This window comes from Sphingopyxis sp. TUF1, assembly GCF_036687315.1.
Classification (GTDB): Bacteria; Pseudomonadota; Alphaproteobacteria; order Sphingomonadales; family Sphingomonadaceae; genus Sphingopyxis; species Sphingopyxis kveilinensis.
On the sequence record NZ_CP144683.1, the window covers coordinates 275,365 to 301,838 of the forward strand.

A 26,474-nucleotide genomic window follows, 5' to 3' on the forward strand; every position below is an offset into this window, starting at 1 on the left:
CGGAATCTTCCCCTGATTGCAGCTGTGGCCGACCGGGGGCGCGGGTAAATCACGACAGGGGCGTGTCCGTCTGCGGCGCGGCTTCGATGACAGGAAGCAGTATCGATGTCCTTCTTTTCACGCTGGCTTAAATTCAACTCCCAAGACATGGCAATCGACCTCGGCACCGCGAACACAGTCGTTTATGTGCGCGGCAAGGGCATCGTGCTCAACGAACCGTCGGTCGTCGCGGTCGAGACGCTGAACGGGATCAAGCGGGTCAAGGCGGTCGGCGACGACGCCAAGCTGATGATGGGCAAGACCCCCGACAGCATCGAGGCGATCCGGCCGCTGCGCGACGGCGTCATCGCCGACATCGACGTCGCCGAACAGATGATCAAGCACTTCATCACCAAGGTGCACGGCGGCAAGCCCAATGCGTTCCGCAGCCCCGAAATCGTGATCTGCGTGCCCAGCGGCTCGACCAGCGTCGAGCGCCGCGCGATCCGCGATGCCGCGTCGAACGCCGGCGCGAGCGAAGTGTGGCTGATCGAGGAGCCGATGGCGGCCGCGATCGGCGCCGACATGCCCGTCACCGAACCGATCGGGTCGATGGTCGTCGACATCGGCGGCGGCACGACCGAAGTCGCGGTGCTCTCGCTCCGCGGCCTCGCCTATACCACCTCGGTCCGCGCGGGCGGCGACAAGATGGACGAGGCGATCGTGTCTTACGTCCGCCGCCATCATAATCTGCTGATCGGCGAATCGACCGCCGAGCGGATCAAAAAGGACTTCGGCATCGCACGCATCCCTGCCGACGGCGTAGGCCTGACGATCCACATCAAGGGCCGCGATCTGGTGAACGGCGTGCCCAAGGAAATTTCGATCAACCAGGCGCAGATCGCCGAAGCCCTGTCCGAGCCGATCGGAACGATCGTCGAGGGCGTGCGCATCGCGCTGGAAAACACCGCCCCCGAACTCGCGGCCGACATTGTCGATCAGGGCATTGTTCTCACCGGCGGCGGCGCGCTGATCGCCGAACTCGACGAGTTGCTGCGCGATGCGACCGGCCTGCCGGTCACGGTCGCCGAAGACCCGCTGACCTGCGTCGCGATCGGCACCGGCCGCGCGATGGAAGACCCCGCCTTCCGCGGCGTGCTCCAGCAAGCCTGATCGGGTAGCATCGCGTCATGGTCCGCCCGGCACATCGGCGTCCGGGGCAATCCCGAAAGGCCCAGTACAGCCTGTTCGTCGCCTACGTCATTGCGGTGACGGGGGCGGTGGCCGGGCTGCTGCTGGCGATATTGTCGGTTGCCGATCCGGTCGGTTTTGCCCAGTTGCGCATCGCGAGCCAGGAAGTCACCGCACCGATCGCGCGCGGAACGCGATCGGTGATCGGGTCGATTTCGGGCATCGACGACAGCGTCGGCGCCTATGTCGCCGCGGGAACGCAGAACCGGCGGCTGCGCAAGGAACTGGCGGACACGCGCCGCGAATTGGTTGCGACCAGTTCGCTGCAGGAAGAAAACCGGCAATTGAAGGCGCTGCTGAGGCTCCAGGAAACCGACAAGACGGCGCTGGCCAACGGCTATCTCCTCACCTCAACCTCGACCAGCAGCAAGCGCATCGCGCTGCTCAGCATCGGGCGTAACCTGGGCGTCGCGGCGGGCCAGCCGGTGCGCGGCGCCGACGGACTGATCGGCCGCGTGCTGACCGCGGGCCCATCGGTGTCGCAGGTGCTGCTGCTCACCGACGTCGACAACATCGTCCCCGTGCGCCGCGCGCGCGACGGGCTTCCCGCGCTCGCCAGCGGCCGCGGCAACGGCGACCTCGACATCCGCACGCTCAATATTGCGAACAATCCGTTCAAGCCCGGCGACATCCTCGTCACATCGGGCACCGGGGGGCTCTATCCGCCGAATATCCCCGTCGCGATCGTCGTACGGCGGCAGGACGACGGCGCGCTCGCGCGCCCGCTCGCCGACCCGGGCAAAGTCGATGCGGTATCGGTGCTGCGTCCCTACACCCCCGACAATATCGAAGCGGCGGGCCGACCGGGGCCCGCCGCGGCCCCCGCCCCCGCCGCCGCGCCGTGAATCGCAAGGGCCCACGCCTTGGCGAACCCGCCTCGCTGTGGCGGATGCGGATCGTGCCGATTGCGAGCGTGATGCTCGCCTCCGCGCTGCCGCTGATGCTGCCGCTGATCGCCAATTCGCCGGTGCTGCCACCGCTCGGCCTGCTCTTTTTTCTCTGCTGGCAATTGTTGCGCGCCGAAATGTGGCCGGTGTGGATCGGCCTGCCGCTCGGCCTGTGGGACGATCTGTTCAGCGGCGCGCCGATCGGCACCGCAGTCGGGCTGTGGACGCTGGCCAGCATCGCGATCGCCTATTCGTCGCAGCGCATCTATTGGCGGGGTTTTCTTCACGACTGGGCGATCGCCGCGCTGCTGGTCGCGGTTATTCAGCCGCTTGCCGCGCTCATCACCCATCCGGGGGCCGATGCCGCGCGCGTGCTGGGGCTGGTGGTGCCGCAGGTCGTCATTTCGGTGCTGCTGGTGCCGCTGTTCATGCGCCTGACCGGCATGTTTGACAATTTCCGCCTGAAACGCCGATAGTTCGCTGCCGATGTTCAACAAAAAGCACCCGCCGATCACCGAAGCGTGGAGGGGTCTTACCTTCACCCGCCGCGCGCTCGTCGTCGGCGGCGCGCAGGCGGCGGTGGGCGTCGCGCTGGCGGCGCGCATGACCTATATTTCGGTGGTCGACAACGACCGTTATGTGCTGGAATCCGAAAGCAACCGCGTCAACCTGACGCTGATTCCGCCGCGCCGCGGCTGGATCGTCGACCGCAACGGCAAAGCGCTGGCAAACAATCGCGTCAGCCTGCGCCTCGACATCATTCCGGACCGGCTGCACAAAAAAGATATTGTGCTCGGCCAGCTCCAGACGCTGCTGCAGCTCGACGGCGACACGATGGAGCGCATCAACCGCGACCTCAAGGCCGCGTCGGGGTTCCAGCCGGTCGCGATCAAGGAAGATATGACCGAGGCCGAATATAGCTCGATCCTCGTCCGCCTGCCCGAACTGCCCGGCATCGCGCCGCAGCGCGGCTTTGCGCGCAACTATCCGACCGGCGCCGCCGTCGGCCATCTGATCGGCTATGTCGGCGCGCCCAATGCCGAAGAATATGAAAAGGCCAAGGACCCGCTCTACATCACGCCGGGGTACAAGATCGGCAAGGACGGGCTGGAGAAATATTTCCAGGAGATGCTGAAGGGCAAGCCGGGGGCGCGGCGCGTCGAGGTGACCGCGCGCGGCAAGGTCGTGCGCGACCTCGACACCCAGCCCGATGTGCAAGGCAAGACCGTTCACCTGACGATCGACGCCGATCTGCAGGAATATGTCGCGCGGCGCATGGGGCGCGAATCGGGCGCGGCCGTGGTGATCGACTGCCGCAACGGCGACATATTGGCGTTCGTGTCGATGCCGAGTTTCGATCCCAACAGCTTTTCCGACGGGATCAGCAATTCGGAATATGCCTGGCTGCGCGCCGACGATCATCAGCCGCTGATCAACAAGGCGACGCGCGGGCTGTATCCGCCCGGTTCGACGCTGAAACCGATGGCAGCGATCGCGGCGATCGAACATGGCGTCGATCCGGGCGAGCGCCATACCTGTATAGGCGGCTACCGGCTCGGCAGCCGCTTTTTCCGGTGCCTCGGCACCCACGGCAGCGTCGATATGCCCACCGCGATCGAAAAAAGCTGCAACAGCTATTTCTACTGGCTCGCGCACCGGCTTGGCTATGACGCGATGGCGCCCACCGCGCGGCTGCTCGGTCTGGGCGAGGAGTTTCGACTCGCTGGAAGCAACCAGCGATACGGCACCATACCCGACAGCGCGTGGAAACTGCGCAAATATGACCAGCAATGGACGGCCTCGGACTCGCTGAACGCGGTGATCGGCCAGGGCTATGTCAGCGTCAATCCGCTCCAGCTTGCCGTGATGACCGCGCGCATCGCGTCGGGCCGCCGCCTTTACCCGCGCCTCGTCAACCGGCAGTTCGCGAACGAACCCCTGCCCTTTTCGGCCGAGGCTTTGGCGGTCGCGCGCGCGGGCATGGACCGCGTCGTCAACGCCGCCGGTACCGCGGTGCGCAGCCGCCTGTCGCTCGACGGCATCACCATGGCGGGCAAGACGGGCACGGCGCAAGTGCGCGGGCTCGGCACGGGCAATGGCAAGAGCGGTACGTGGAAATTCCGCGATCACGGCCTGTTTATCGGTTTCGCGCCGGTCGACAACCCCCGCTATGCCACCGGCATCGTCATCGAACATGGGATGGGCGGCAGCCGCGCCGCGGCGCCCGTCGCGCGCGATTTCATGACCTTTCTTTTCGACCGCGAAAAGGGGATGGAGGCGCTCGATACGCTCGAGGCTGGCTGGGGCGGGACGATCAAGGAGCGGATGGACCGCGATTATGCGGCGTGGAAGTCGGGCGCGTCGAGCGACCCCGACCCGGGGGTGCCGCAATGATCCCGGTCCCGCCCGCGATTCAGCGTATCCCGTGGAAGCTCATCGCCATCCTGGCCGGAATTGCGGGGTTCGGCGTGCTCGTGCTGTATTCGGCCGCCGGCGGCAACTGGTCGCCGTGGGCGTGGCAGCACGCCCTGCGCTTCCTCGTTTTCCTGGGCACCGCGCTCGTTCTCGGCCGCTTTCCGCTGAGGATCTTCGAGGATTTTGCCTATATCGCCTATATCGCCGTCCTCGTCCTGCTGTTCGCCGTGGAGCTTTTGGGATTTGTCGGTGGCGGCAGCCAGCGATGGCTCAACCTCGGCTTCATGAACCTTCAGCCGTCCGAGCTCATGAAGGTCGCGATCGTCGTCGCGCTGGCGCGCTTCTATTCGCAGTTGCCGCCGGGCAATACGCGCAGCTGGACCGCCCTTTGGCCGGCGCTGGTGATGATCGGCCTGCCCGCGGCGCTGGTAATGCTGCAACCCGATCTTGGCACCGCGCTGTCGATCTGCATCGGCGGGGTGATTGTGATGTTTGTCGCGGGCCTGCCCTTCTGGTGGTTCGGCGGCACGGCGCTCGCGGGGATTGCGGCGTTACCGATCCTCTTTTCCTTCCTTCACGACTATCAGCAAAAACGCGTGCTGATCTTCCTCGACCCCGAAAGCGACCCGCTCGGCGCGGGCTATCATATCAGCCAGTCCAAGATCGCGATCGGGTCGGGCGGCATCGGCGGCAAGGGGTTCCTGAACGGGTCGCAAAGCCACCTCGACTATCTGCCGGAGGGGCACACCGACTTCATCTTCGCGACAATGGCGGAGGAATGGGGGCTGATCGGCGGCCTCGCCCTGCTCCTCGGTTTTTTCCTGCTGCTGCGCTGGTCGACGCGCGTTGCGCTCAAGGCCCGGACCCGCTTCGGGCAGCTGGCCGCCGCGGGGCTAACCATGACGATCTTCTTCTATATCGCGGTCAACCTGATGATGGTGATGGGCCTTGCCCCCGTCGTCGGCATCCCGCTGCCGCTCTTTTCCTATGGCGGGTCGTCGATGCTGACGATCATGACGTGCGTCGGCATCATCCTGGCGATCGAAAACGACAGCAAGACAGGCACCCGCCGCCTCCACTGACAAAAAAGTTCCGCAAGGCCATTGCCAAGGGTGCACCGCCATGATAGCGGGCCGCTCTCTTCACGACGCAGGCGGATTTCCCCGGCGCCGCGAAAGCCGGAAACCGGCAGATGGACGCATAGCTCAGTTGGTAGAGCAGCTGACTCTTAATCAGCGGGTCCTAGGTTCGAGCCCTAGTGCGTCCACCATTTCTTCCATTCAGATCAAAGACTTACTGTCTTGTGACGCTAAAATCAGCCTGTTCCCTGTCGGGATGTAGGGGATTTTGTGCCATGAGCTTTCGCAGTTCCCTGCGCCTCTCCGGGGTTTCCCGTTTGTGACGAAAAATCAGCTGGTCTGCGTACGGCTAGAGATGCTTCGTCGACATGTGCGCGTAGTGGCGCACCATCGCTTTCGACTTCCAGCGCCCAAATCGGGGACGGCGGTCGCGTGGGGCGGCATCGTCGATGATCCAAATAGTAAATCGGATGCCCACCTTTTCCTCTGTTGGCCGTCGGCCCCATGAGCGCGAGGTCTGGCGTCGTCCCTAGAACGCGCAGACGCGAGGTCGCCAACCAGCGCCCTCCTCTCATTGCATAAGCGACTTAGCCGTTCTCCGGTGCCGTCATAGCAGCAGCCGCCGTCAGCAGGCCGCTGCTGAAACGTTGTGACAGCGGGGCATCGACAATCGCGTTGAATGCATGGATGGCGCCAGCGTAGCTATGGAGGTCGACCGGCACTCCGGCGGCGACCAGGCGGCGCGCATAGTCAAGATTCTCGTCGAAGAATAGGTCGAGACTGCCCGTCGCAATATAGGCCGGGGGAAGGCACGAAAGGTCGTCGGCGCGGCTTGGCGAGAACCAGCCGCGGCGTTCGTCATCGAGTCCGTAGTCACCCTGAAGTGCTGCCCAACCAAAGCGGTTAGCGGCCCGTGTCCAGATGAATTCGCCAGTTACAGGATTGGCATAGGGGCAATTGTCTCCGCCGGTGCGATGGTCGAGCATCGGATAGGTGAGCAATTGCCCCGCGATCGCCGGTCCGCCAAGATCGCGCGCCATGATTGCGAGTGCCGCTGCCAGGCCGCCGCCGGCGCTTTCACCCGCAACGATGATCCGGCTCGCATTGAATTCCATGGTTCGTGCCTGGTCAGCGAGCCAAATCAACGCCGAATGGCAGTCCTCTTGTGGCGCTGGAAATGGGTACTCGGGTGCAAGGCGATATTCGACGGAGGCGACGGGGACGCCCACGACCGCGGCGAGCGTTGCCGGACCCGCCGGCGTCAGTTTTGCAGATCCCATCACCATACCGCCGCCATGGATGTGCAGGACCGCACCGGCATCGCGCCTGACCGCATCGGGGCGGAAGAGATAGACGGCGATGCTTGGCCCGCCATGTACCGATGGGATGATGATTTCTTCCGGCACGATCACCGGTGGCGGCCTCATCGCGTAAGTCTCCGCCGCCGCAGCGCGGATGTCGGCGATCGGCGCCGAACCGAACTCGGCGCGTTGGACCAGTTCGATCAGCGGCGCGATATCGCGGTCGACGAGGTGGCGGCTGTTCATGGTGAAATCCCCCCGGAAGCATTACCAAGCCACGGCTATTGACTACATCGAAAATTGGCCATAGTGCGGACTATAGTCCATAATATGGAATAAACAAGCAAGCGGTTCAGGGTGGCTTCTTGCAAAGATGGAGAGGGCCATATGAAGATTTCGACTGTCCTGAAGCTAAGTGGTTCGACGCTGGCAGCAGCGCTCCTTGCCGGGCCGGTGTTTGCACAAGAAACAGGGCCGGGTGCCGATAACGAAATCATCGTCACCGGCACGCGGGCCAGTCTGCAAGATGCGCTCGACTACAAGCGCAGGTCCGATTCGATCGTCGACGTTATCACGGCCGAGGACATCGGCGAACTTCCGGACAACAATGTCGCAGAATCCCTCCAGCGCATAACCGGCGTTCAGATCGAGCGCGAGCAGGGCGCCGGCGCCCGCATCCGCGTTCGCGGCCTGTCCGCAAACACGCTGGTGAATGGGCGCGTTCTGGTCGGCGCGACCGACCGGCAGTTCAATTTTCGAAATCTGGCGTCCGACTTTTTTCAGACGCTCGAAGTCAGCAAGTCCATTCGCGCCGACCAGATCGAAGGCGCATTGGGGGGTGTCGTCAATCTCGTGACGCGCAAACCCACCGATCTGAAAGAGCGGCTTCTTTCGACCTCACTCCTTGGCAGCTACGGGGAGCGGGCCGAGGGTGCGGGCCTGACCGGCAGTTTGACCTATGCCGATAAATTCGCCGACGGGCGTATCGGTTTCATCGTCGCTCTTTCCTACGACAGGAGCAAGACGCGCGAAGATAACTTCATGGCGCGCGGCGGATTTACGCCGTTCGATGTCGGCACCGACACGGGCTTCAACTTCGATGCCGATCCCGCGACCAACGAGGCGTTGAAGCCGGTCGACCTCCGCTTCCTCACCGAGGAACAGTCGCTGGAACGCACCGGCATCAATGCCGCACTCAATTGGGAGGCCGCCGATAACCTTGATATCCGCGTTGACGGCCTTTTTCTGCGCCTTGACAATGACTGGCGGCGCTTCTTCTTCCGCACGCTTTTTGACCGAACATTTGTTCCCGGAAGCCTAGAAATCAGCGATGTCGGGGTCATTACGGCCGGTACATTTACCAATCAACGCGTGCAGCCCGATGGACGCAATTACCCTGAGCGGACACAGACATATCAGGGTGGCGTCAATTTCGATTGGCGTCCCGGAAACTTCACGGTCAACGCGGATATCAATTATTCGCGATCGGAGCGGCGGCGCATCGAGCAATTTCTCCGCTACCAGGGTTTCCAGAACGCCACCGTCCGATATGATCTGAACTCGGGGAACACGCTGCCCGATGTCATCCTTACGACCGCGAGCGGCCAGCCTTATGATCTTCATGATCCGTCGGGCTTCTTCACCGAGCTCCATTTCGACCGTCTCTTCGATGGCTACCAAAAGAAATGGGAAGCGAAGCTCGATGTTGCTTTGGCGGTCGAAAAAGGCCCCCTTCAGAATCTGAAAGCCGGCGTTCGCATTTCGCTCACGGACGCGAAGGACGCTCTGTATCAGTCGCTTCCCCAAAGCCCCGCTGCCGGCAATCCTGCTTTCTTCGAAAATGGCCAGCGACGTCCGATTACCAGCGCGCCGATTTCACAGTTTCTGGGGTCGCCTCACTCGCATCTCTTTGCGGGGTTCGGGGGTAATATTCCGCGCGGCTGGGTCGCAGGAAATATAACCGACGTCGGAATCAACGATTTTTCGGAGCGCTTTTCGAACGATCTCAATCTCAACCCGCGAGAGCTGCTTGCGGACTCCTTCCAGAATATTTCGGAAAACACCTATGCGGCGTACGGCATGGCGGATTTTGGAGGCGATGTTTTCGGCATCTCTTTTGCGGCCAATATCGGAGCACGCTGGGTGCGAACCAAGCTCCGCTCAACAGGCATCGTCGCCACGCCCACATATGCGTTTCTCACGATCGAGAACGAATATGACGACGTCCTGCCGGCGGCGAACATCAAGTTCGACTTGGCCGACAATCTCATTTTCAGGCTTGCCGGCGCAAAGTCTGTCGAGCGCGCGCCGCTGAACAAGCTGATCGCCGGATTCAACCTCGATCGCTCGTCGGGTTCGGCGTCTGGCGGCAATCCCCTGCTCGATCCATTCAGAGCCAATCAGTTCGACGCATCGCTTGAATTCTATCGGAGCAGGGACGGCGCCTACTCGGCCACTTTCTTCTACAAGGACGTGAAAAATTTCATCACCACGGCAACAGAGACGGGCGAAATACCCGGCTTCACGCTGCTCGACGGCAGCACGGAATTTCTCATCACACGTCCCGTCAACGGCGGTCCGGCACGGATCAAGGGCTTTGAATTGAGCGCTCAGGAGGCCCTCACCTTCCTCCCGGGATTCCTCGGCGGACTTGGGGTCGTGGCGAATTACACCTACACCGACATTAAGACGGCGACCGCAGAACCTTTCCCCGATCTTTCCAAGCATGCCTATAACCTCATCGGCTATTATAACCGGGGTCCGCTCGATATTCGGGCAGCGTACAGCTGGCGGAGCCGCTTCGCTAGTTCTGCCGAAGGGGGCAACGCTGCGCAGGGCTTGGGGCTCTACGAATATACCGCCGCGCAGGGATTCCTCGATGCTTCGGTAAGCTACGACATTAGTGAAGCAGTTCGCATCAGGTTCGAAATGTTCAACATCACCAACACCATGCAACGCCGCTATCTCGAGAAACCGGAGAATCTGCGAAATCTTCTGGTCCACGAAAGGCGTTTCGTCGTGGGTGCGCGTTTCGCCTTCTAGCCCAGACCGGCGCGATGGCCCGTCTCCAGGGGGAGCGACGGCGAACGGTGAGCGTTGGCCGAGTCATCAGAGCCGGTGCAGGCACCGCAGGTCGGGGCGCGATGGTCGGCGGAGGCGCGGTGCTGTCGCCGACCGCCCAGCGCCATGGGATCGACGGGACCGCGCTCTGCGATCCGCGGTGCCCGGCCGGCGCCCCCGGGGCGGGCGCCTTGTGCCAGCCGCCGGATGCCTGTTTCGCGCCGATCCTTTATGGTCCGCCGAACGTGGCGCCGCAGCGGCCTATAGTCCCAGCGCGCCAAGTCCAACTGCGACCGCGCCCAGAGGTCCCGTCTGTGCGCCTAGTCCCGGAGGCCCAATTCTCTCGCAATCATCGGCCATATAGGCTGGGTATGTGCCATAGCCGTTGAGGCTGGCGGAGAGCTTTTCCCGAAGGCGGGCGAAAAGAAAAGGTCGATCCGCGATCACGCCCCCGCCTATCGAAATCCGTTCAGGCGAAGCGACGGCAACGAGATTATGAAGAAAGGCCGCAAGATCTGCGACGAAAAGGTCCCACTCGGCGGCGCCGTCGGGCAATGCCTCGCCGGGCCGGCCGAAACGGCGCTTCAGGGCCGGACCCGAAAGAAGCCCTTCGATACAGTCACCATGAAAAGGGCACGCACCTTCGAAAGTGTCACCTTTAGCGCGGGCGACGCGCATATGTCCCGCCTCGCCATGAGCATAACCCTGCACCGGTTGCCCCCCGGAAATCAGGCCAACACCCACTCCGGTGCCGACGGTGATATAGCAGTGGCTCGAAAGCCCCTGTGCCTTCCCCCACCTGCTCTCCGCGAGGGCGGCGCCGACCACGTCGGTTTGGATCGCCAGGGGCTTCGCATATCGCTGGCTGAAACGATTGACGAGATCGGCGCCGGACCAGCCTGGCTTGGGCGTGCGGCACACCGAGCCGAAGTCCGCGCTCGATCGATCGAGGTCGAGCGGCCCGAAGCTCGCGATCCCGATCGCGTCAAAGGCCCAACCGTCCAGTATCGCTTCGAGACGGGCGAGGGTCTCCGCCGAATCCGTTGTCGGGATCGTCCGGCCGTCGCGGACCCCCTCCGGCCCGCTGGCGAGGATCGCCACGCATTTGGTGCCGCCGAGTTCCAGGCCGGCGATGCTGGGAGCGGTCATTCGATGCCTTTCGGTTCTTTTCAATGGGCCAGGAGCAAGGGTGCCTTGTAGCGCTTCGGCCCGCTGCTATCGTGCGTTATAATGCCTAATGGCGCCGTGCGCTCCTTCGCTCCAGATCAAGTCCAACGTGTCGCCGAACGCGCTGCGAAACATATTGTTGTCCGACAGATCGCCGTAGATGTGGCGCATCGCGATCCACCTGTCAGGGTTGCGCCTTGCGACCTTGGCGGTGCGTTGAAGTGCTGCCCAATCGGGGTCATTTGGGGCAATTTCGCAGCCGTTGTCGTCGGTGCCATAGCAATATCGACACCATAAGGCCGTCGCGAGGATGAGACCGTGCGGAACGCGGCCGGCCTCCAGATTGTCCCGCACGGAGGGAAGAATGAACTTCGGTTGCCGATTGCTTCCGTCGAAACAAAGACGCCTGGACGTGTCGGCAATGCGGTGGTTTCGAAAACGGTCGATCACCTGCGCTTTGTAACGGGCCAGATCATGTCCGGGAGGAGGCGGCACAATGGGCAGGATTTCTGTGGTCTGCACCCTCTCGACGAAGTGGGCGATTGTCGGGCTGGCCATGGCGTCGTGGATATGATCGATCCCGCAGAGAGCCGCGGCGTAGCCGATGATCGCATGGCCCCCATTAAGAATACGGATCTTCATCGTTTCGAACGCCTCGACCCTGTCGGTAAAAACGGCGCCGACAGTTTCAATGGACGGGCGACCGGACGGGAAACGGTCTTCGAGCACCCATTGCCGATAGGGCTCGCAGATTACCGGCACGCTGTCGCCGGCGATCCCGGCATCGATCGCCATCTGCCGCTCCCTGTCACCCGTCGCCGGAGCAATCCGATCGACCATGCTGTTGGGAAAGGCCACATTGGTCTCTATCCAATCGGCAAGGCCCGGTTGCGACAGGCGTGCGAGGCCAAGGGTAGCATCGCGCGCAGCATGGCCATTTCCAGGCAGATTGTCGCAAGAGAGAAGCGTGAAGGCTGGAATACCCGCGGCGCGGCGATTGCGCAACGCGGCAACTATTGCACCGAAAGCGGTGACGGGACGACCGGGAAAGCGGCTGCCCACCGCTATTCCCGGAGCGCATGGATCGAACCGACCTGTCGCCGGGTCGATGAAGTAGCCGCCTTCGGTCACAGTCAGCGACACGATGCGGATTTCCGGCCGGCTCATCGCCTCGATCAGCGGCGCATTAAAAGGATCGACGGCCACAAAATCGACCATGGCGCCGACGCGGCGAACCAAATTTTTGCCGGGTGAAAGCTCGATCACCGTCGAGAGATAATCCTGCTTTTCAAGCGCCTCGCGCATAGCTGCGTCGGCGGGGCGCACGCCAGCGCCGACGATGCCCCAATCGTGATCCACCTGCCGGGAAAAAAGCTCGTCGAGATAGACGGCCATATGAGCGCGATGGAAATTTCCCACGCCGATATGAACGATCCCTGGGGTCAAATCTTTGCGATTATAGGCCGGCCCGACTATTTCCACGTCGCGCCCCCACTTGCGACCATCCATCATCAGGCCGTGACTGCCGGATATTCGGTGAGCTCGATCGGCGCTGCGGGATTCACCACATTATCGAAGTCAACAACGGCACCCTGCGCGATCAGGACATCGCGCAGCTGCCGAAAATTCATGTCTGACATGCTGTAGCCGTGCCTGCTGGCAAGCGCCGCAGCCGTCCCCGCCCCTTGGCCCATCGCCATGCAGGTCGCCATCACACGCACTGAGCCGAAACCGGGTCCGTCCGCGCTGAGGCACCGACCGGCCGTGACAAGGTTGATGCTCCGTCGCGGCACCAGGCAGCGGAAAGGAACATTATATTCCTGCCGTGGTATGACGAGTCCATTCTGCTCATTGCTGTCTGAGGCGTGGATGTCGATGACGTGCGCGCCCTTGGCAATCGTATCCGGGAAGGCTTTGGGAACCAAAATGTCGTCTCGCGTTAACTTGTAGAGGCCGACAATATGATAGGATTCTCGCACGCCGGTCTGAATGCCCGATTTCGCCAGCCAGCAATCGCGAAATTCTGGAAATTCGCGCCGCAGAACCTCGATAATGAGCTGCAGATTTTCGCGCAGACTGCATTCGGTCTTGGTGAACCATTCGGGATCGCTGGCGTCCGTCGCTTCGCGCAGCACGTTTATGCTGACCATGCCATCACGGAAGAATTTATTGATCCAAGGACCGCCAAAAATCGGGATTTCACCCGCCTCGTTCAGAGCAAGGAGACGGCCCCGAATGACGTCCGACACTGGCAGCATTCCATCGACGGCATCGCGGAACAAATAAGAGAGACCGACGGTGTCGACGCCTCCGAGCTGAAACCATAAGGTCGCAGGCTGGAGAACATCGCCTTTGGTGGTGGCAAAGCCAGCTGCCCTGACAAGGTCGGCGTCTCCCGTGCAATCGACGAATGTCCTGGATGCGTAAGCGACCCGTCCTGCCTTGTTCTGCACGATCACATGCGTGACCCGGTCGCCGTCCATCACACAGTCCGAGAACCAGCTATGATAAAGAAGCGCGACTCCGCTCTCCAGCAGCAAGCGTTGCGCGGCAAGCTTCAGGATTTCGTCGTTGACCGGATAATTGCCGCTTTCGAGTGAAACATCCGCGCCGCCAAGCGCCGCCGCTTTCTGCAACAGTTCGAATGGAATGCCCCCGATATGCTGCTTGCCGAAATGCCGGAACTCGCTGATTGGCGTCACGAGGGCGCTGGTCGACATGCCGCCGACAAACCCGTAGCGTTCAATCAGCAGCGTCTTCGCGCCATTTCGTGCCGCCGCCACCGCAGCGATGAGGCCCGCGGGACCGCCGCCGCAAACGATGACATCATAGTGACCCTCAACCGGGACGTCCCTGCTGGGTTCTGTCACCGATAAAACTTCCGAATGCATCCCTGTCACAGTCAACCTTTCAGCTATAATCTAGCAGCCAGTTTCGCGTGAGCCGCAGGTTTGTCCGGCAGCCGATCGCTTGCGCCGCTCATTCCCTTCGTCTGGCAGAGCCATTGATCAGCGGCGTGGCGGTCGCCGCGCGGGCGGCGCCCAGCGCCTCAGCTCCCACGCCCCGAATAGCCTAGTTCATGAAAATATCAATAGCGCTAATGACAAACATCTAACCGGAGATCATCCCTGTTTATCCACTGTCAGATCATGATTTTTTCCGATTTTTTGCGCTTGGGAGGATAGCGATGACTGAGCGAGTCTCCAAAGGTAGAATAACGATAATGATACTGCATGCCGTCGAGCGGCTAGCTTGGCACATGCTGCGGTTTTCGCTAGAGGTCAGCTCTGGCTCGGAGATACGGAATGGCGGAAACAGGAACGGGGCGTCGTCCGCCGACGCTTCAGGATCTGGCGAAAATCGTTGGCCTGACAGCAAATACGGTGTCACGCGCATTGAACAACCGTTCGGGCGTCAGCGCCGCGACACGCGCGCTGATCAAGGCCGAGGCCGAGAAGCTTGGCTATGTCCCCAATATCCACGCGCGGTCGCTGGTACTCGGATCGCGCAGGACAATCGGGGTGATCGTGTCGAACATCTCCAATCCCTTCTTTGCGGATCTTGTTAGCGAGGTTGAGTTTCAAGCTCAGAAGGAGGGATATACGGTCCTTCTTCTGCTCTCGTCCGAATCCGCGGAACGCGAACGCGATGCGATCGAACGCGCCCTGCAGGCCGGGTTGGATGGGCTTATCTCGGCTCCCGTGCAGGAAAATCCGGCGGCCTGGGCCCCGATCATCAAGGCCGGCATACCATTGGTCCTGGTGAGCCGCGAACTTCCAGAACTCGGCGTTGATTTCTTCTCGGTCGACAATGAGGCAGGAATTTCGCTGACAACCGATTTTGTCGTTTCGCAAGGAGCAAAGGACATTGTCCTCCTCGACGAGGATATGCCCTTTTCCACCATCCGGATCAGGGCCGAGGGTTTTCGCCGATCGCTCGAACGCCATGGCTTGCCGTTCGATACGCGTCAAAATCTCGCGCTTGTCCCGCCTGCACGATCTTTCCGCGTTTCACAGTCGTGGCAGGCCGACGATGCGTACCGCGTTGCCAGCGATCTGCTCGATAGGGGCCGACGGCCGGATGCCTTCGTCGTTGGAGACGATTATTATGCACTCGGTCTCTATCGCGCCTTGGGGGAACGGGGCATTCGTGTCCCCGAAGAGGCGCTCGTGATGGGATGGGGCAATCATCCCTTCACCCGCTTTATGAGCCCGCCGCTCTCGACACTTCTTCTGCCTTTCCAAGATGTCGCAAGCCGCGCGACGCGACGTCTGCTGGACCGGATCAAGGGCGGCGCGGGCAACGACATAGTCGTCGATCGTATTGCGCCCGAGCTGGTGCTCCGGGGATCAACGCGCTGACCCGTTCGCCTTGGCCCCGGATTGCCCGGCCGATCGTGGCCGAGCAAGACGAGGCGCGATTATTTGCCGACGGTTTAGAGCTCGCAGAGAAAGACGCTGCCCGACAGCGGAGCCTTGAGTAGCTGCGCAGGGCTCAGGCGAACCGAGGCAGACGTGACGATCAGATCGCGGCCATTCTGCGCAAATCGCAGGCCCGAAGGGCGTGGCACCGGGAGGGCGATCCTGTCGAGCACCGCTCCCGAATTATCGAGTTCGACAAGTTCCCATCCGTCCCAGATCGCCGTCCACAGATGGCCTTCCGGCGACATGGCGAGTCCTGCCGGCCGGGGGTTGCCAGCAGGAAACTGATGAAGAACCACAAAATCACCGAACTGACCGCGCGCTTCGTCATAATCGTAAGCACGCAACTGGCGCATTGCGGAATCTATAAGGTAGACGCGGCTGCCGCAGTCCGACCACACAATTCCGTTGGGAAGGCCAAGGCCCGATAGTTCTGCCGCTATTTGTCCATCCTGGCCGATCTGAAGGAGCCTGCCGTGCGCGCCCGGTCTGGACGGATCGGCACAGCCGAGCCACAGCCGCCCGCGCCGGTCTGTCGCCCCGTCGTTAAAGCGATATCCGAAATTCACGCCTTCAACAGTCACGCGATTGCCAAGCTCGTTGGTTTCGGGGTCGAAGGTGGCAATGGAGTTGGAAAAGGCCGCAATCAGCTTTCCATCTGCTCTCGGAATCAGAGCTCCGATCACATCGGGCATTGCGAATTTGCGAACGCTTCCCTTGGCATCGAGGCGCAGGATCTCAGGCGCGAGAATGTCGATCCAGTATAAAACCGCAGGCTTGCCAAGCCAGATCGGAGAATCGCCAATCAGATTAGCATGGCGACTGATTGGACGAACGGTCGCGCTTCTACCATCCGAGCGTCGTTCGTCCGGGGAAATCGCGAAAGGATAACCGCCCGCGGCGCGCGACGTTTTGCGCGCTGCCTCGAGCACATGAGGCGCAAGCGCATGCAGCCTCTCATCGGCCAGCAGATGCGATGGGCCCGTCACGGCGATCGCGCCGCAAGGTTCGCCGCGTTCGTCGAAAACGGGGGCCGCGACCGACCGCCACCGGTTACCGGCGCCGCTGTCGATCGCGTAGTAGCGAGCCTTGGCAAGCGTTTCTTCTGGATTCGGATCGTGGACTTCGTTGTAGGAGAAGGCAGCCACGACAAGACCTGCCGCGGATCCGCGCATCGGCTCCATCGAACCGACATCCAGTTCGCGCACACGCTCCGCGGCATGGGCCGCCTCGACGCAAATCAACCGGTCTCCCGCACTGGTCAGCAGGCGCGCGGTGAACCCCGTCTGCTGCGCCAGACGAGCGAGCTCCGGCGCCGCCGCGCCGCGTATGTCGAACCTGCTCCAAACCGAATGGGCGAGTTCAAGGAATAGTGGCCCCAGACGCAAGCGCTGCGGCGATGATTCCGACTGGAGGAACTCTTCTTCCACAAGCGCGGCAACCAGACGGTGCACCGTCGGCTTCTTCAAATCCAGCCGCGCGGCCAGGTCGGCTACGGTAACCTCCGACCCGGCTTCCGCGACTGCGCGCAACACCGCGAGGCTACGACGAACCGCATTGGCTCCGCCCGTCAGCTTCTCATCTGTTTCTTCTGCCAACTCGATCAACCCAGACAGGACTTGAATATTTACCCGCTCCCTAGTTCAGGTGGAATGGCACAGGGTCAACATATTTTCTGCCGAAGATGAGCCATTGGTCGCACCTCCGCGACCAGCGCGCGCATCGTCAACCGCTAGCCGCGCCGCCCTCCGCCTGCTTGATCGCATCGGCCATGCGCTCTGCGATCATTATTACGGGAATATTGAGATTGGCGCGCGGGATGGTCGGCATGATCGAAGCGTCGATGACGCGGAGACCTTCCACACCGTGAACGCGTCCGTCGGTCGGTGAAACGACGGCGTATCGGTCCCTGGCGGCGCCCATCTGGCAGGTGCCGGCAGGGTGCCACTGTCCAAAGACTCCGGCGCGGGCGAAAGCCTCGATTTCATTCCGGTCAGCGATGAAATGCTCCAACGACCGGCCGCCGCCGATAAAGGTTTTCACGAAGCGGGGTTGCAGGCCGGGTATCGCATCGAGGAGCAGCGCGACGGGGGCCGTCATCAAATAATTTGGTAAACCTCGGCGTCCGAGCCGCTTCGCCCAGCCGCTATAGCTCGATGGCGAGGGTGCCACGATATGGGGTCGCATTTCGGGAGAAGCGGCGACCCCGGCCATCATGATGGTGGAATGCACCAAGCGGTCGAGATCGCGTTTGTCGGAGAACCAATTGAAGTTGGCGATCACGGCGCTTGAGTGATGCCTATCCTCCAGGTCGACAAATCCTCGCGAATAGGGCTTGTTAATCCAGTAGAGAAGCGTGCCGATTTGGTCGCCCAGGGGATGCCAGGCGGACTTTGCGGCGACCATCGCGAACATGTCGCCGTCATCGCATCCCTCCACCCGCGAGGAGTATCGGAAGCCGATATGGCTGTGGCGGCGCGTCTTGCCGCGAAGCCGAGCATGGGGCCGAATGAAAGCCGAAAGCGAAAGACCGGGATGCTCCTGAAGATTTTGTCCGACGCCGGGGCGATCCGCCACGAGGTTTATTCCCAGCATCTGCAGGCGCGGGGCTGCGCCTATCCCTGCCCGCATGAGGATCGCGGGCGATTGGAGAGCCCCGGCGGCCAAAATGACCTCGCGAGCGGCTATATCCCGTCGGTCGCTGCCTCCTCCGATCGAAACGCCCACTACTTTGCGATCGACAAGTGCGAGACCAGTTATCTCGGTGTCGGCCATAATAAGGAGGTTAGGCCGCCGGCGCACCGCCTCGGTCAGATAGCCACGCGCTGCGGAAACACGATGCGTGCCGTCGTTCGACAAGCTCAGCGGAAACACCCCGTCGTCGGCAGACCCATTCTGGTCTTCGAGCGCCGAATATCCGAGGTCGAGCAGCGCGCGTTCCGCGGCCAGGGTGAAGCCGGGCCACTGCTCCCTCGGAATGCGGTGAATAGCGATCGGGCCGTCGGACCCGTGGAGGGGACCCGAGAAATCGAGATCGCGCTCGAGCTTTCTGAAATAGGGCAGGACGGACTCCCAACGCCACCCCCTGGCCCCGCCGGCGTCCCATTCGTCATAATCCGCCGGCGTTCCGCGATTGGCAGCCTGGCCGTTGATGCTCGACCCGCCGCCGACGATCTTTGGTTGATCATAAGCCTTCGGCTCGGGGTGGGCAGAGGGGTCATTGCCGGTGAGCGGCAGGTTACGCGCGCGAGTCGTCGACCAATGGTTGGCCCGATCGAAGGCGACGACTCCCGGATACATGTCGAGGAATTCCGGCGGTTCCTGTCCTGGCGCCAGATCCCGGCCTGCTTCGATCAGCACGATATTCAGGCGGGGATCTTCGGAAAGCCGACTGGCGAGCACGCATCCCGCACTGCCGCCCCCGACGATGATATAGTCGATCCTCTCCATCAGCCGATCCAGAAACCGCCGTTTACGTTGAGGGTTGCGCCGGTGATGTAGGCCGCTTCGTCAGATGCGAGAAAAGCGACCGCGTGACCGATTTCTTCCGGCTCCGCAAGGCGGCCGAGCGGGATATCCTCGACGACGCGGTCTCGAACCTCGGCAGGCATATGGGTTCGGATCAGATCCGTGTCCACGACCCCGGGGGCAATTGCGTTGACCGTGATCCCGGTCCGCGCCATCTGACGCGCAAGCGTGCGGGCAAAACCAAGCATTCCTCCTTTCGTCGTACCATAATGGATGCCGCCGTTCATGGCGCCGCGATGTGCAACCACCGACGAGGTGCAGATTATGCGACCGTAGCGCCTCTCGATCATGGCTGGCAGAACGGCCTTCGAGAACAAGAAGGCGCTTTTCAGATTGACCGCAATGAGCCGGTCCCAATCTTCCTCACCCAGATCAAGAATGGAGACCGCCTGGTCCATCCCCGCGTTGTTGACGAGAATATCGATTGTCCCGAAACTCTCGAGGGTGCGAGCGACAATTGCGGCGACATCCGATGACGAAGACGCGTCCCCGGGGGCCGCCATGCCACGCTCTCCAATTTTTTCGGCCTGGCGATGAGCCCGCGCCGGGTCGATGTCGTTTACGACGACGTGGGCGCCGCGCCCCGCGAGTTCGCTGGCGATCGCGGCGCCGATGCCATTGCCCGCGCCCGACACAATCGCGACCCGGCCCGCGAGAGATGTGCGTGTCTCAACTTTCATAATCAGTGATTTCCTTAATTTTGTGAGGCTCTCGTTCGGCCCTCTTCAGCGCGCTTGCGCCGGGGCGCTGCGAGCCCGATTGCGTCCGATCACGACGATCAGAATGACCGCCGACAGCGGATGAAGGACCGCAAGGCCGGCAAAGAGGCCCGAATAATCGAACTGGGCCAAGATAAAACCTGCCGCCAAGTTGAGGATAAGCGACGTGGTCGCGCCAACGGCACCCAGCATTCCCACGGCCGAGGCATTGACCTTGACCGGGAAGAGCCCGGCCAAAAGGACGTTGAACCCGACGAACCAGGTTTGACAAACGGTGATCACGACCGTGATGATCAGGAGCGCGACGGCTGGGCTGGACGTCATGGTGATGAGGGCGCCGAGCGGCATGAGCGCCGCGGTAAAGCCGAAAAGGGCGAGCTGGACCCGGATCGGGTCCCTGCCCCGCACCACGAGACGGTCGACGGCTCGACCGAGAATGAGGCATGTCAGAATCGCGACGATATAGGGAAGTCCGCCGACAAGTCCCAGCTCGGAAAGCGACAGCCCGACCCTTTCCTGAAGATAGCCGGGAATCCAGAACAGGTAGAAATACCAGACGGGATCGCTGAGCATGCGAACTGCGATAATGGCCCAGTAGCGCTTATCGCGCAGCAGACCCTTTATCGGGGAGGATTCAGCATCGTCCGGCGATAGGGAATCTCTACGTATGCCGGCCTCCATTTCCTCCCGCGGCGCCTCGTGCCCGGTATCCGCGAACCACCATGCGATTGCGATCGCGATACCGATGACGCCAGGGATGATGAACGCGGCGCGCCAGCCGATGCCGGTGGTCATCAGGGCAACGAGCATCGGTGCAAGGACCGCTCCGACATTGCCGGCAGGGGTGACAATACTGAGCGCGAGCGTCCGTCGCTCGACGGGGACCCAATTGAGAATTGCGCGCTGCAGGATTGGGAAAACGCCCGGCTCCGCTGTACCAAGGGCGGCGCGCGAGGCGGCCAGTTGCGCAAAACTGTGGGACAGTCCGGATGCGATATTGGCCAGGGACCAGCCGATGGCGAAAATCGTCATGCAAATCCGCGTGCCATATCGTTCGACCAGCCGTCCACTCACGACATACATGACAATGTACGGCAGCATAAAAGCGAACGTCAGAAGCGAATATGCCGTGTCGTCGAAATCGAGTTCGGCCTTCACGATCGGTTTCAGAATGGAGAGCGTCTGGCGATCGAAATAGTTGAGGACGACGAGGCTCATGAGAAGCCCGAGGATCACCCATATCTTCAGCGGCAGTTTCTTGACCGTCGGCGCGCCTGCATTCTCTTCGCTGTTCATCAATCGGATCCATCCACGATATGAGCCCCAAAACGTGCAACGGCGCCGCGGGCAACGTCGGTATCCTCGTGGACACTTCCCGAACTGATGCCAATCGCCCCGACGACTTGACCGGCCACGCTGACCGGTTCGCCTCCGCCGAGTATCGCCACTTTGCTGCCAGCGATGCTGTCCAAGCCGAAGCCGCGCTGACCAGGCAGCGCGATCTCGGCAAGCTTTGTTGTAGCCACCCGCAATCCCGCGGCCGTCGCAGCCTTGGCGATCGCAAAATCGCCTGTGAACGGCTTCGCTCCGTCCATCCGGTGAAAGGCAAGGAGCGCGCCAGCTGCATCAACGACCGCGATATTCTGCGGAACGCCGATCGAGTTGGATATGGCCACCGCCGCCTCCACCAGAATTTTGGCGTCAGCCGCGTCGAGCGTCGGAACTTGCATCATAGCCGGGCCGATCAATGGCTGCGAACAGCGGGATTGACGGTTACGGCTCCTGCCGCGACGGCACGCGGTCCCGCTGCAACAATCGTCACTGCGCCGTCTCAAGCGCGGTGCGTGACGGGTCGGCCAAGGCTTCCTGAACGTCAGGCTCGTGGATTTCGCGGGCCCTTTCTGGGAGCGGCGCCCCCCCATGTCCGCTGCCGGAAGGAGGAAGAATACAGCCGCCGCTGTCGACGGTCAGAGCAATGCCAACATCGTCGCGCATCGGATTGATAAGATGATTGCGCTCGAAGAGCGTGAGCCGTTCGAGTCCGGCGCAGCAGTGGAGCGCAGTAGCGACACCGATGCTCGTTCCCACGCCATGCAATGCAACCTTGGCACCCGTGCGGTGCGCGAGCGCGTCGAGCCGCTGCATTCCGGTTACGCCGAGCGCTCGCGTGACATTGGGCTGAAGATATGTAATCCCAAGGTTACAAAGCCGTTCGAATGCGGTGAGCGTGAAGTCATTCTCGCCGCTGCCGATCGGACAGGGCGCTCGCTCACACAGCAACTGCAACGTGCCGAAATCCTCCGGTTCGACCGGTTCTTCCAACCAGGCGATATCATAAGGCGCAATTGCGTCGATAAGCGCAAGCGCGCCGTCCCGGTCGTAGCTGCAATTGGCATCGAGCATAAGGGGGGTGCCGGGAGGCATGGCTTCGCGAAGCGCGCGAATATGTTCGACGTCGGTATCGGCACCGCGCCCGATCTTCAATTTAACTGCCGTGTAGCCTTGAGCAAGGAAATCGAGCGCCTTGGCGGCACTGTCGGCCGGATCGGCAAGAAACTGGACCGGACTTGCGTAAACAGGGACCGGAGCGACCGTTTCACCAAGCATTGCTGCGAGCGGCTTTCCGGCGCGCTTCGAGAGCAAATCCCAAAGCGCGATATCGAGGCCGGCGAGTGCTTCCATGGCCGGGCCGCGACTGTTTCCCATGGCAAGAAAAAACTGGTGAAATTCCGCCATCGCCTCGTCGGGCGAGGCGAGACTGGCTCGCGTCAGCGCGGGCGCGATGATTTCCTCGATAATCGCCCTGCTCGGCCGGGGGCTGGGAAGTCCGAAACATTCTCCGAACCCTTTGACGCCGTCTTCGTCGGTCACAACGACGAGTGTGGCGGCCTGTCCGGTTCGTTTGATGCGCTGAAAATGTGCCGCGGGCGCGAGCAATTCCTTCGGAACCTGACCTTCTCCGTAAATTTTGGAGAAGGGATATCGCATCTCAACGGCAACGACGGAGGCGATCTTCAGCATGACGCGAGGTCTCCCAGTCGAGCCATCGTTACTCGGCTCCGCTCACGGAAGGCAAATCGGTCCGCGACGTCAAGCGCGGCACGTGCGTCGCCGAGGGAGATTCTGTTTGACATCGCGATCCTTTCGATAATATGTGGAATACAGTCCATATTATGGATTCTGTCAAGGATCGATTGAAATGTCAACGTGGAAATGGAGCTGAATTCGAGAGGCCTTAACCTAGCAAATTCATCGACAACGCCGCCCATTGCCTTAACATTAGCGTTATCGTAGAATGGCAATTCAGAATCGTCAATCGCAAGCGGACTGGGACAGAGAATATTTGGAAAATGCTTGAAATCCGACATTATAGCGTCATATTTGAAGAACAAAATGGCGCGGCCGAGTGATCATTATCGATATTGATTCGCTGTTTGGGAGGGTGAAATGAAATTCAAGGCGAAGCTGCTGGTGGCTGCATCCGCAATCCCCGTTCTGGTCGCGATTGCGGCTCCGGCCTTTGCTCAGGAACCAGCACCGGGGATGGTACGCGACGCGGGAGAGGCCAAAGGAGCTTTGTCCGGCCAGGTCCTCGACACTGCGTCGGGCACCTATTTGCGCGATGCGATTGTCGACATTGTGTCGGCCGATGGAAAGACGCGCACCGTTACGACCGGCGAGGCAGGTGCCTATCGCGCCCAGGACCTGCCCGCCGGTGTCGCAAGAGTGACCGTGAGCTTTGCAGGTTATGTCAGCCAAACGCTTGAAATCGAGATCCGCGGCCAAGAAACGGCGGGTCTTGATGTCGATCTGGTCCGCAGTGGACGCCACGGTCAGGCTGCCGCCGGCAACGATATCGTCGTCAGCGCCATCCGCAATGCCAACGCCGTCGAGCTTATGGCGCAGCGTCAGGAAGTGCAAATCGCCGATATGCTCAACACGGAAGCCTATGGGGACATCGCCGGGGGAAACCCGGCCGAGTTCATGAAATATATGCCGGGCGTCGATGTCGATGGCTCGAACGGCACGTCGGTCTACGCCTATCTTCGCGGCCTGCCAGCCGAGTTCACCCGGACGCAGTTGAACGGCATGGACATCGTCTCGGCCAACGCAGCCACGGCGACGGGCTATTCCAGTGCCGCCGCCGCTGCACGCATATTCAATTACGAGACGATCTCCATGTCCGCGATCGACTCGGTGACGACCTACAAAACGACTGCGGCAGATCAGAATGCGGATGCGCCTGCGGGGATCATAGACCTTCGAACCAAGAGGGCCTATGATCGCAAAAAGCCGCTCTTCATTGTGTCGGTCGAAGGCTTCACCCACGAGAATATGTGGGACAAATACAAGAATATCGGTCCCGATACCGGCGGCTGGGGCAACAAGCGCTTCCTTCCTAACGCCTCGCTCTTCTATTCGAACAGCTTCTTCGATCGTCGGCTCGGCGTGATGTTTTCGCTTGGCTATAACGATCAATATATCGAGCGCGAGCAGATCACGCTCGATCGGCAATATACCCAGTCGGCCAACGCGCCCTACCCACTCGAATTTTATCGCATGCAGGGGCAAACAGGCGCGCGGCGAACCATCCGTCGCACCGCCTCATTGGTGCTCGACTTTAAGGCGACCGATAATTTCAACCTGTCGCTCCTTGCCACAGGCTATCGCGGCAACATCCAGCTGCATAATCAGGTTACGACGGTGACAGCCGACACCGCCACCGGGACCTACGGGCTGCGGAACCTCAATGGCCAGCCAGCGACCGCCCAAGACGCCCTGTCGGCCTTTCGCAGCAACCTTCCCGGAACCGTGCAATCGATCAGTTCCGCTGCAAGCGACCAGTATAAATATAACAATGGCAACGTGCTTGCCGCCAATTTTGAGTGGACGCCCGGCAAGTTCACGATTGATGGCTATTTTGCTTATTCGGACAGCGAATCCTATTATGACTCTCCCAGTGCCGGACAGGTGACTTCCGGCCCGACGATCACGTCAACGGGCAACGCGTCGTTTGTGAAGAACAGCTCGGACCTGAACCTCGCTGACTGGACGATTACGCAGATTAGCGGGCCCGACTGGTCGAACCCTGCTTCCTATACATTCACAGGCCGCCCCGCGATCACGTTGACGACCGGCAGCTACGCCGAACTGTCAGCGCGATCGGGTGCGTTGAATGTGCGGTACGACACTGAGCTCGGTTCAGTTCCTGTTAGCTTCAAAGCGGGCGCGAAGATCACGGACATAAGCTACCTGTTCGGCAATAACGCGCTAACGAGCTATGCTTACAACGGGCCGCTGACCAACGCGCAGTTCCTTGCGCAGGCAGTCAACCTCTATACCAGCGGAATTACGAACAAGAGCAACTTCGTTATCCAGTCGCTCTCCGGATCGACTTATATCCCGTCGATCGACCTCGCCAAGCTCCTCCAGATGTATCAGGCGAATCCCGCTGAATGGACAAGCACGACAACCGCAGCGCAATATGCGACCGCAAACTACCGCAAAACCGATGTCGACGAGAATATAAAGTCGCTTTACGGAATGATTACCGCGTCGGTGACCCCGGAGCTTCAACTCAGGGCCGGATTGCGCGCCGAATGGACCGAAAATGTCGCTGACGTTTTTCAGTCGCGGCCGCTGGCCGAGGTGCGGGCATTCAGGCCTGTGGGCGCGAGCGCGAATTGCGCCGTGTCCGCAACTACAGGTGTCGCCACGACGATCCCGTGCGTCGACTATCAGTACGCAAATGGGGCATCGAAGGTAAAAGGCAGTTACTTCAACCTCTTCCCGAGCGCTTCGTTAAAATTTACCATCGGCGAGCGCAACGAGCTCCAGGCGGGGTATAGTCGGACGATCCTGCGCGCGGGTGTGGACGCTACAGGAAGCTCGCCGACAGAAAATCTGACCGGAAGCTCGACGGGCGGGCCGCTACTCGTCGTCCCCAATCCCGGTCTTACCCCCGCAATCTCAGACAATTATTCGGTCCGGCTTTCACGCTATCTGAAGGGGGTCGGCATGTTGAACGTCGGCCTTTATTACAACCGGATCGAAGGCCTTGCGGTCGTCAAGGAATATTCCGCCGCCGAAGCCGCCGCCATCCCGGCCCTCGCGGGCTACGCCGCCGATCCTGCCTACAATGGCTATTCGTTTTCCACTTTCACGCAGCAGGACGTGACCACGATCAAGGGCATCGAGGCTGCGTTGCAGCACAGCTTCACCTGGCTCCCGGCCCCGTTCGACGGTCTATCGCTTCGCGGCGCCTTCATGCACAATGAGCCGAACAGGAAAATTCCGCGGGTCGGCAACAATATCGGCTCGCTTGGGATCATATACGAGAATGGGCCGGTCCGCCTCTTTGCCAATCTGTTATGGAATGACGAGAAATTCCGTTCCGACACGCCGACCTCGTTCCAGCCGCGCACAGACCTTACCATTTCCGGCCGCATCAAGGTGACGAAGCATCTCGAAACCTATTTCACCGTCAACAATCTGCTCGGCCAGCCCTACAATGTAGTGACGCCGGGAAGCGCTTATCCCTCCACTGCCGCAGCCGGCATCGGCACGCATAGCGCGATCTATGTCCAGAATGGGCGTACCGGGACGATCGGCATACGCGCTCGCTTCTGAACCGCTTCCCCCGACATGAGGCAGGTCCGAAAAGCAG

At 61.3% G+C, this 26,474-nt stretch carries 18 protein-coding genes, 1 tRNA gene and 1 pseudogene; 10 read left to right on the forward strand and 10 right to left on the reverse strand.

The features are described from left to right. The first annotated feature begins 105 nt into the window (after positions 1-105). The 6 genes from VSX77_RS01380 to VSX77_RS01405 all read left to right on the forward strand — a co-directional run bounded on the left by VSX77_RS01380 (position 106) and on the right by VSX77_RS01405 (position 5,802). Positions 106-1,152, forward strand: a complete 1,047-nt coding sequence (locus VSX77_RS01380) for a rod shape-determining protein (protein ID WP_058815272.1) — start codon at positions 106-108, stop codon at positions 1,150-1,152. Between the two features lie 17 nt (positions 1,153-1,169). Next, the gene (gene mreC, locus VSX77_RS01385; protein ID WP_338425886.1) at positions 1,170-2,075 is read left to right on the forward strand and encodes a rod shape-determining protein MreC; all 906 of its coding nucleotides are present in this window, start codon (positions 1,170-1,172) and stop codon (positions 2,073-2,075) included. Beyond that, a complete protein-coding gene (locus VSX77_RS01390; RefSeq protein WP_338425887.1) occupies positions 2,072-2,593 on the forward strand; it encodes a rod shape-determining protein MreD in 522 nt (173 codons plus the stop codon). The genes mreC and VSX77_RS01390 overlap by 4 nt, the downstream gene beginning before the upstream one ends. A 10-nt stretch (positions 2,594-2,603) precedes the next feature. Beyond that, on the forward strand, positions 2,604-4,511 hold the full coding sequence (gene mrdA, locus VSX77_RS01395; protein WP_338425888.1) for a penicillin-binding protein 2: 1,908 nt from the start codon (positions 2,604-2,606) through the stop codon (positions 4,509-4,511). Further along, positions 4,508-5,614 carry a rod shape-determining protein RodA gene (gene rodA, locus VSX77_RS01400; RefSeq protein WP_338425889.1) on the forward strand — a complete coding sequence of 369 codons (1,107 nt, stop codon included), beginning with the start codon at positions 4,508-4,510 and terminating at the stop codon, positions 5,612-5,614. The genes mrdA and rodA overlap by 4 nt, the downstream gene beginning before the upstream one ends. Before the next feature lie 112 nt (positions 5,615-5,726). Continuing rightward, a tRNA-Lys gene (locus tag VSX77_RS01405) sits at positions 5,727-5,802 on the forward strand. Positions 5,803-6,198: 396 nt separating this feature from the next. Here VSX77_RS01405 and VSX77_RS01410 read toward each other — a convergent pair. Continuing rightward, on the reverse strand, positions 6,199-7,158 hold the full coding sequence (locus VSX77_RS01410; RefSeq protein WP_338425890.1) for an alpha/beta hydrolase: 960 nt from the start codon (positions 7,156-7,158) through the stop codon (positions 6,199-6,201). A gap of 141 nt (positions 7,159-7,299) precedes the next feature. On the opposite strand from VSX77_RS01410, the gene VSX77_RS01415 reads away from it, so the two are divergent. Further along, a complete protein-coding gene (locus VSX77_RS01415) occupies positions 7,300-9,954 on the forward strand; it encodes a TonB-dependent receptor (protein WP_338425891.1) in 2,655 nt (884 codons plus the stop codon). Between the two features lie 279 nt (positions 9,955-10,233). On the opposite strand, the gene VSX77_RS01420 is transcribed toward VSX77_RS01415, so the two are convergent. The 3 genes from VSX77_RS01420 to VSX77_RS01430 all read right to left on the reverse strand — a co-directional run bounded on the left by VSX77_RS01420 (position 10,234) and on the right by VSX77_RS01430 (position 14,009). Continuing rightward, on the reverse strand, positions 10,234-11,121 hold the full coding sequence (locus tag VSX77_RS01420; RefSeq protein WP_338425892.1) for an ROK family protein: 888 nt from the start codon (positions 11,119-11,121) through the stop codon (positions 10,234-10,236). A 66-nt stretch (positions 11,122-11,187) separates the two neighbouring features. After that, positions 11,188-12,648, reverse strand: coding sequence for a mannitol dehydrogenase family protein (locus VSX77_RS01425; protein WP_338425893.1), 1,461 nt, complete (start codon positions 12,646-12,648; stop codon positions 11,188-11,190). A 2-nt stretch (positions 12,649-12,650) separates the two neighbouring features. Further along, entirely contained in the window at positions 12,651-14,009 is a 1,359-nt protein-coding gene (locus VSX77_RS01430) for an FAD-dependent oxidoreductase (protein WP_338425894.1), read from the reverse strand. Positions 14,010-14,444: 435 nt separating this feature from the next. Here VSX77_RS01430 and VSX77_RS16415 point away from each other — a divergent pair. Further along, positions 14,445-14,603 (forward strand): annotated as a pseudogene (locus tag VSX77_RS16415) (LacI family DNA-binding transcriptional regulator); the annotation flags it as partial. Between the two features lie 57 nt (positions 14,604-14,660). Next, on the forward strand, positions 14,661-15,500 hold the full coding sequence (locus VSX77_RS01435) for a LacI family DNA-binding transcriptional regulator (RefSeq protein ID WP_338425895.1): 840 nt from the start codon (positions 14,661-14,663) through the stop codon (positions 15,498-15,500). A gap of 74 nt (positions 15,501-15,574) precedes the next feature. Here the strand turns inward: VSX77_RS01435 and VSX77_RS01440 are convergent, their stop codons facing one another. The 6 genes from VSX77_RS01440 to VSX77_RS01465 all read right to left on the reverse strand — a co-directional run bounded on the left by VSX77_RS01440 (position 15,575) and on the right by VSX77_RS01465 (position 22,828). After that, positions 15,575-17,167 carry an SMP-30/gluconolactonase/LRE family protein gene (locus VSX77_RS01440; RefSeq protein ID WP_338425896.1) on the reverse strand — a complete coding sequence of 531 codons (1,593 nt, stop codon included), beginning with the start codon at positions 17,165-17,167 and terminating at the stop codon, positions 15,575-15,577. A gap of 118 nt (positions 17,168-17,285) precedes the next feature. Next, a complete protein-coding gene (locus tag VSX77_RS01445; RefSeq protein WP_338425897.1) occupies positions 17,286-19,010 on the reverse strand; it encodes a GMC family oxidoreductase in 1,725 nt (574 codons plus the stop codon). Continuing rightward, positions 19,010-19,768, reverse strand: coding sequence for an SDR family NAD(P)-dependent oxidoreductase (locus tag VSX77_RS01450; protein WP_422397263.1), 759 nt, complete (start codon positions 19,766-19,768; stop codon positions 19,010-19,012). Before VSX77_RS01450 ends, VSX77_RS01445 begins: the two co-directional genes overlap by 1 nt. A gap of 45 nt (positions 19,769-19,813) precedes the next feature. Next, the gene (locus VSX77_RS01455) at positions 19,814-21,103 is read right to left on the reverse strand and encodes an MFS transporter (protein ID WP_338425899.1); all 1,290 of its coding nucleotides are present in this window, start codon (positions 21,101-21,103) and stop codon (positions 19,814-19,816) included. After that, positions 21,103-21,540: a GlcG/HbpS family heme-binding protein gene (locus VSX77_RS01460; protein ID WP_338425900.1), complete on the reverse strand. Its 438-nt coding sequence runs from the start codon at positions 21,538-21,540 to the stop codon at positions 21,103-21,105. The genes VSX77_RS01455 and VSX77_RS01460 overlap by 1 nt, the downstream gene beginning before the upstream one ends. An 85-nt stretch (positions 21,541-21,625) precedes the next feature. Continuing rightward, positions 21,626-22,828 (reverse strand): mandelate racemase/muconate lactonizing enzyme family protein, encoded by a 1,203-nt coding sequence (locus VSX77_RS01465; protein WP_338425901.1) that lies wholly within the window; start codon positions 22,826-22,828, stop codon positions 21,626-21,628. Between the two features lie 426 nt (positions 22,829-23,254). On the opposite strand from VSX77_RS01465, the gene VSX77_RS01470 reads away from it, so the two are divergent. Next, a complete protein-coding gene (locus VSX77_RS01470) occupies positions 23,255-26,437 on the forward strand; it encodes a TonB-dependent receptor (RefSeq protein ID WP_338425902.1) in 3,183 nt (1,060 codons plus the stop codon). Positions 26,438-26,474 lie beyond the last annotated feature (37 nt).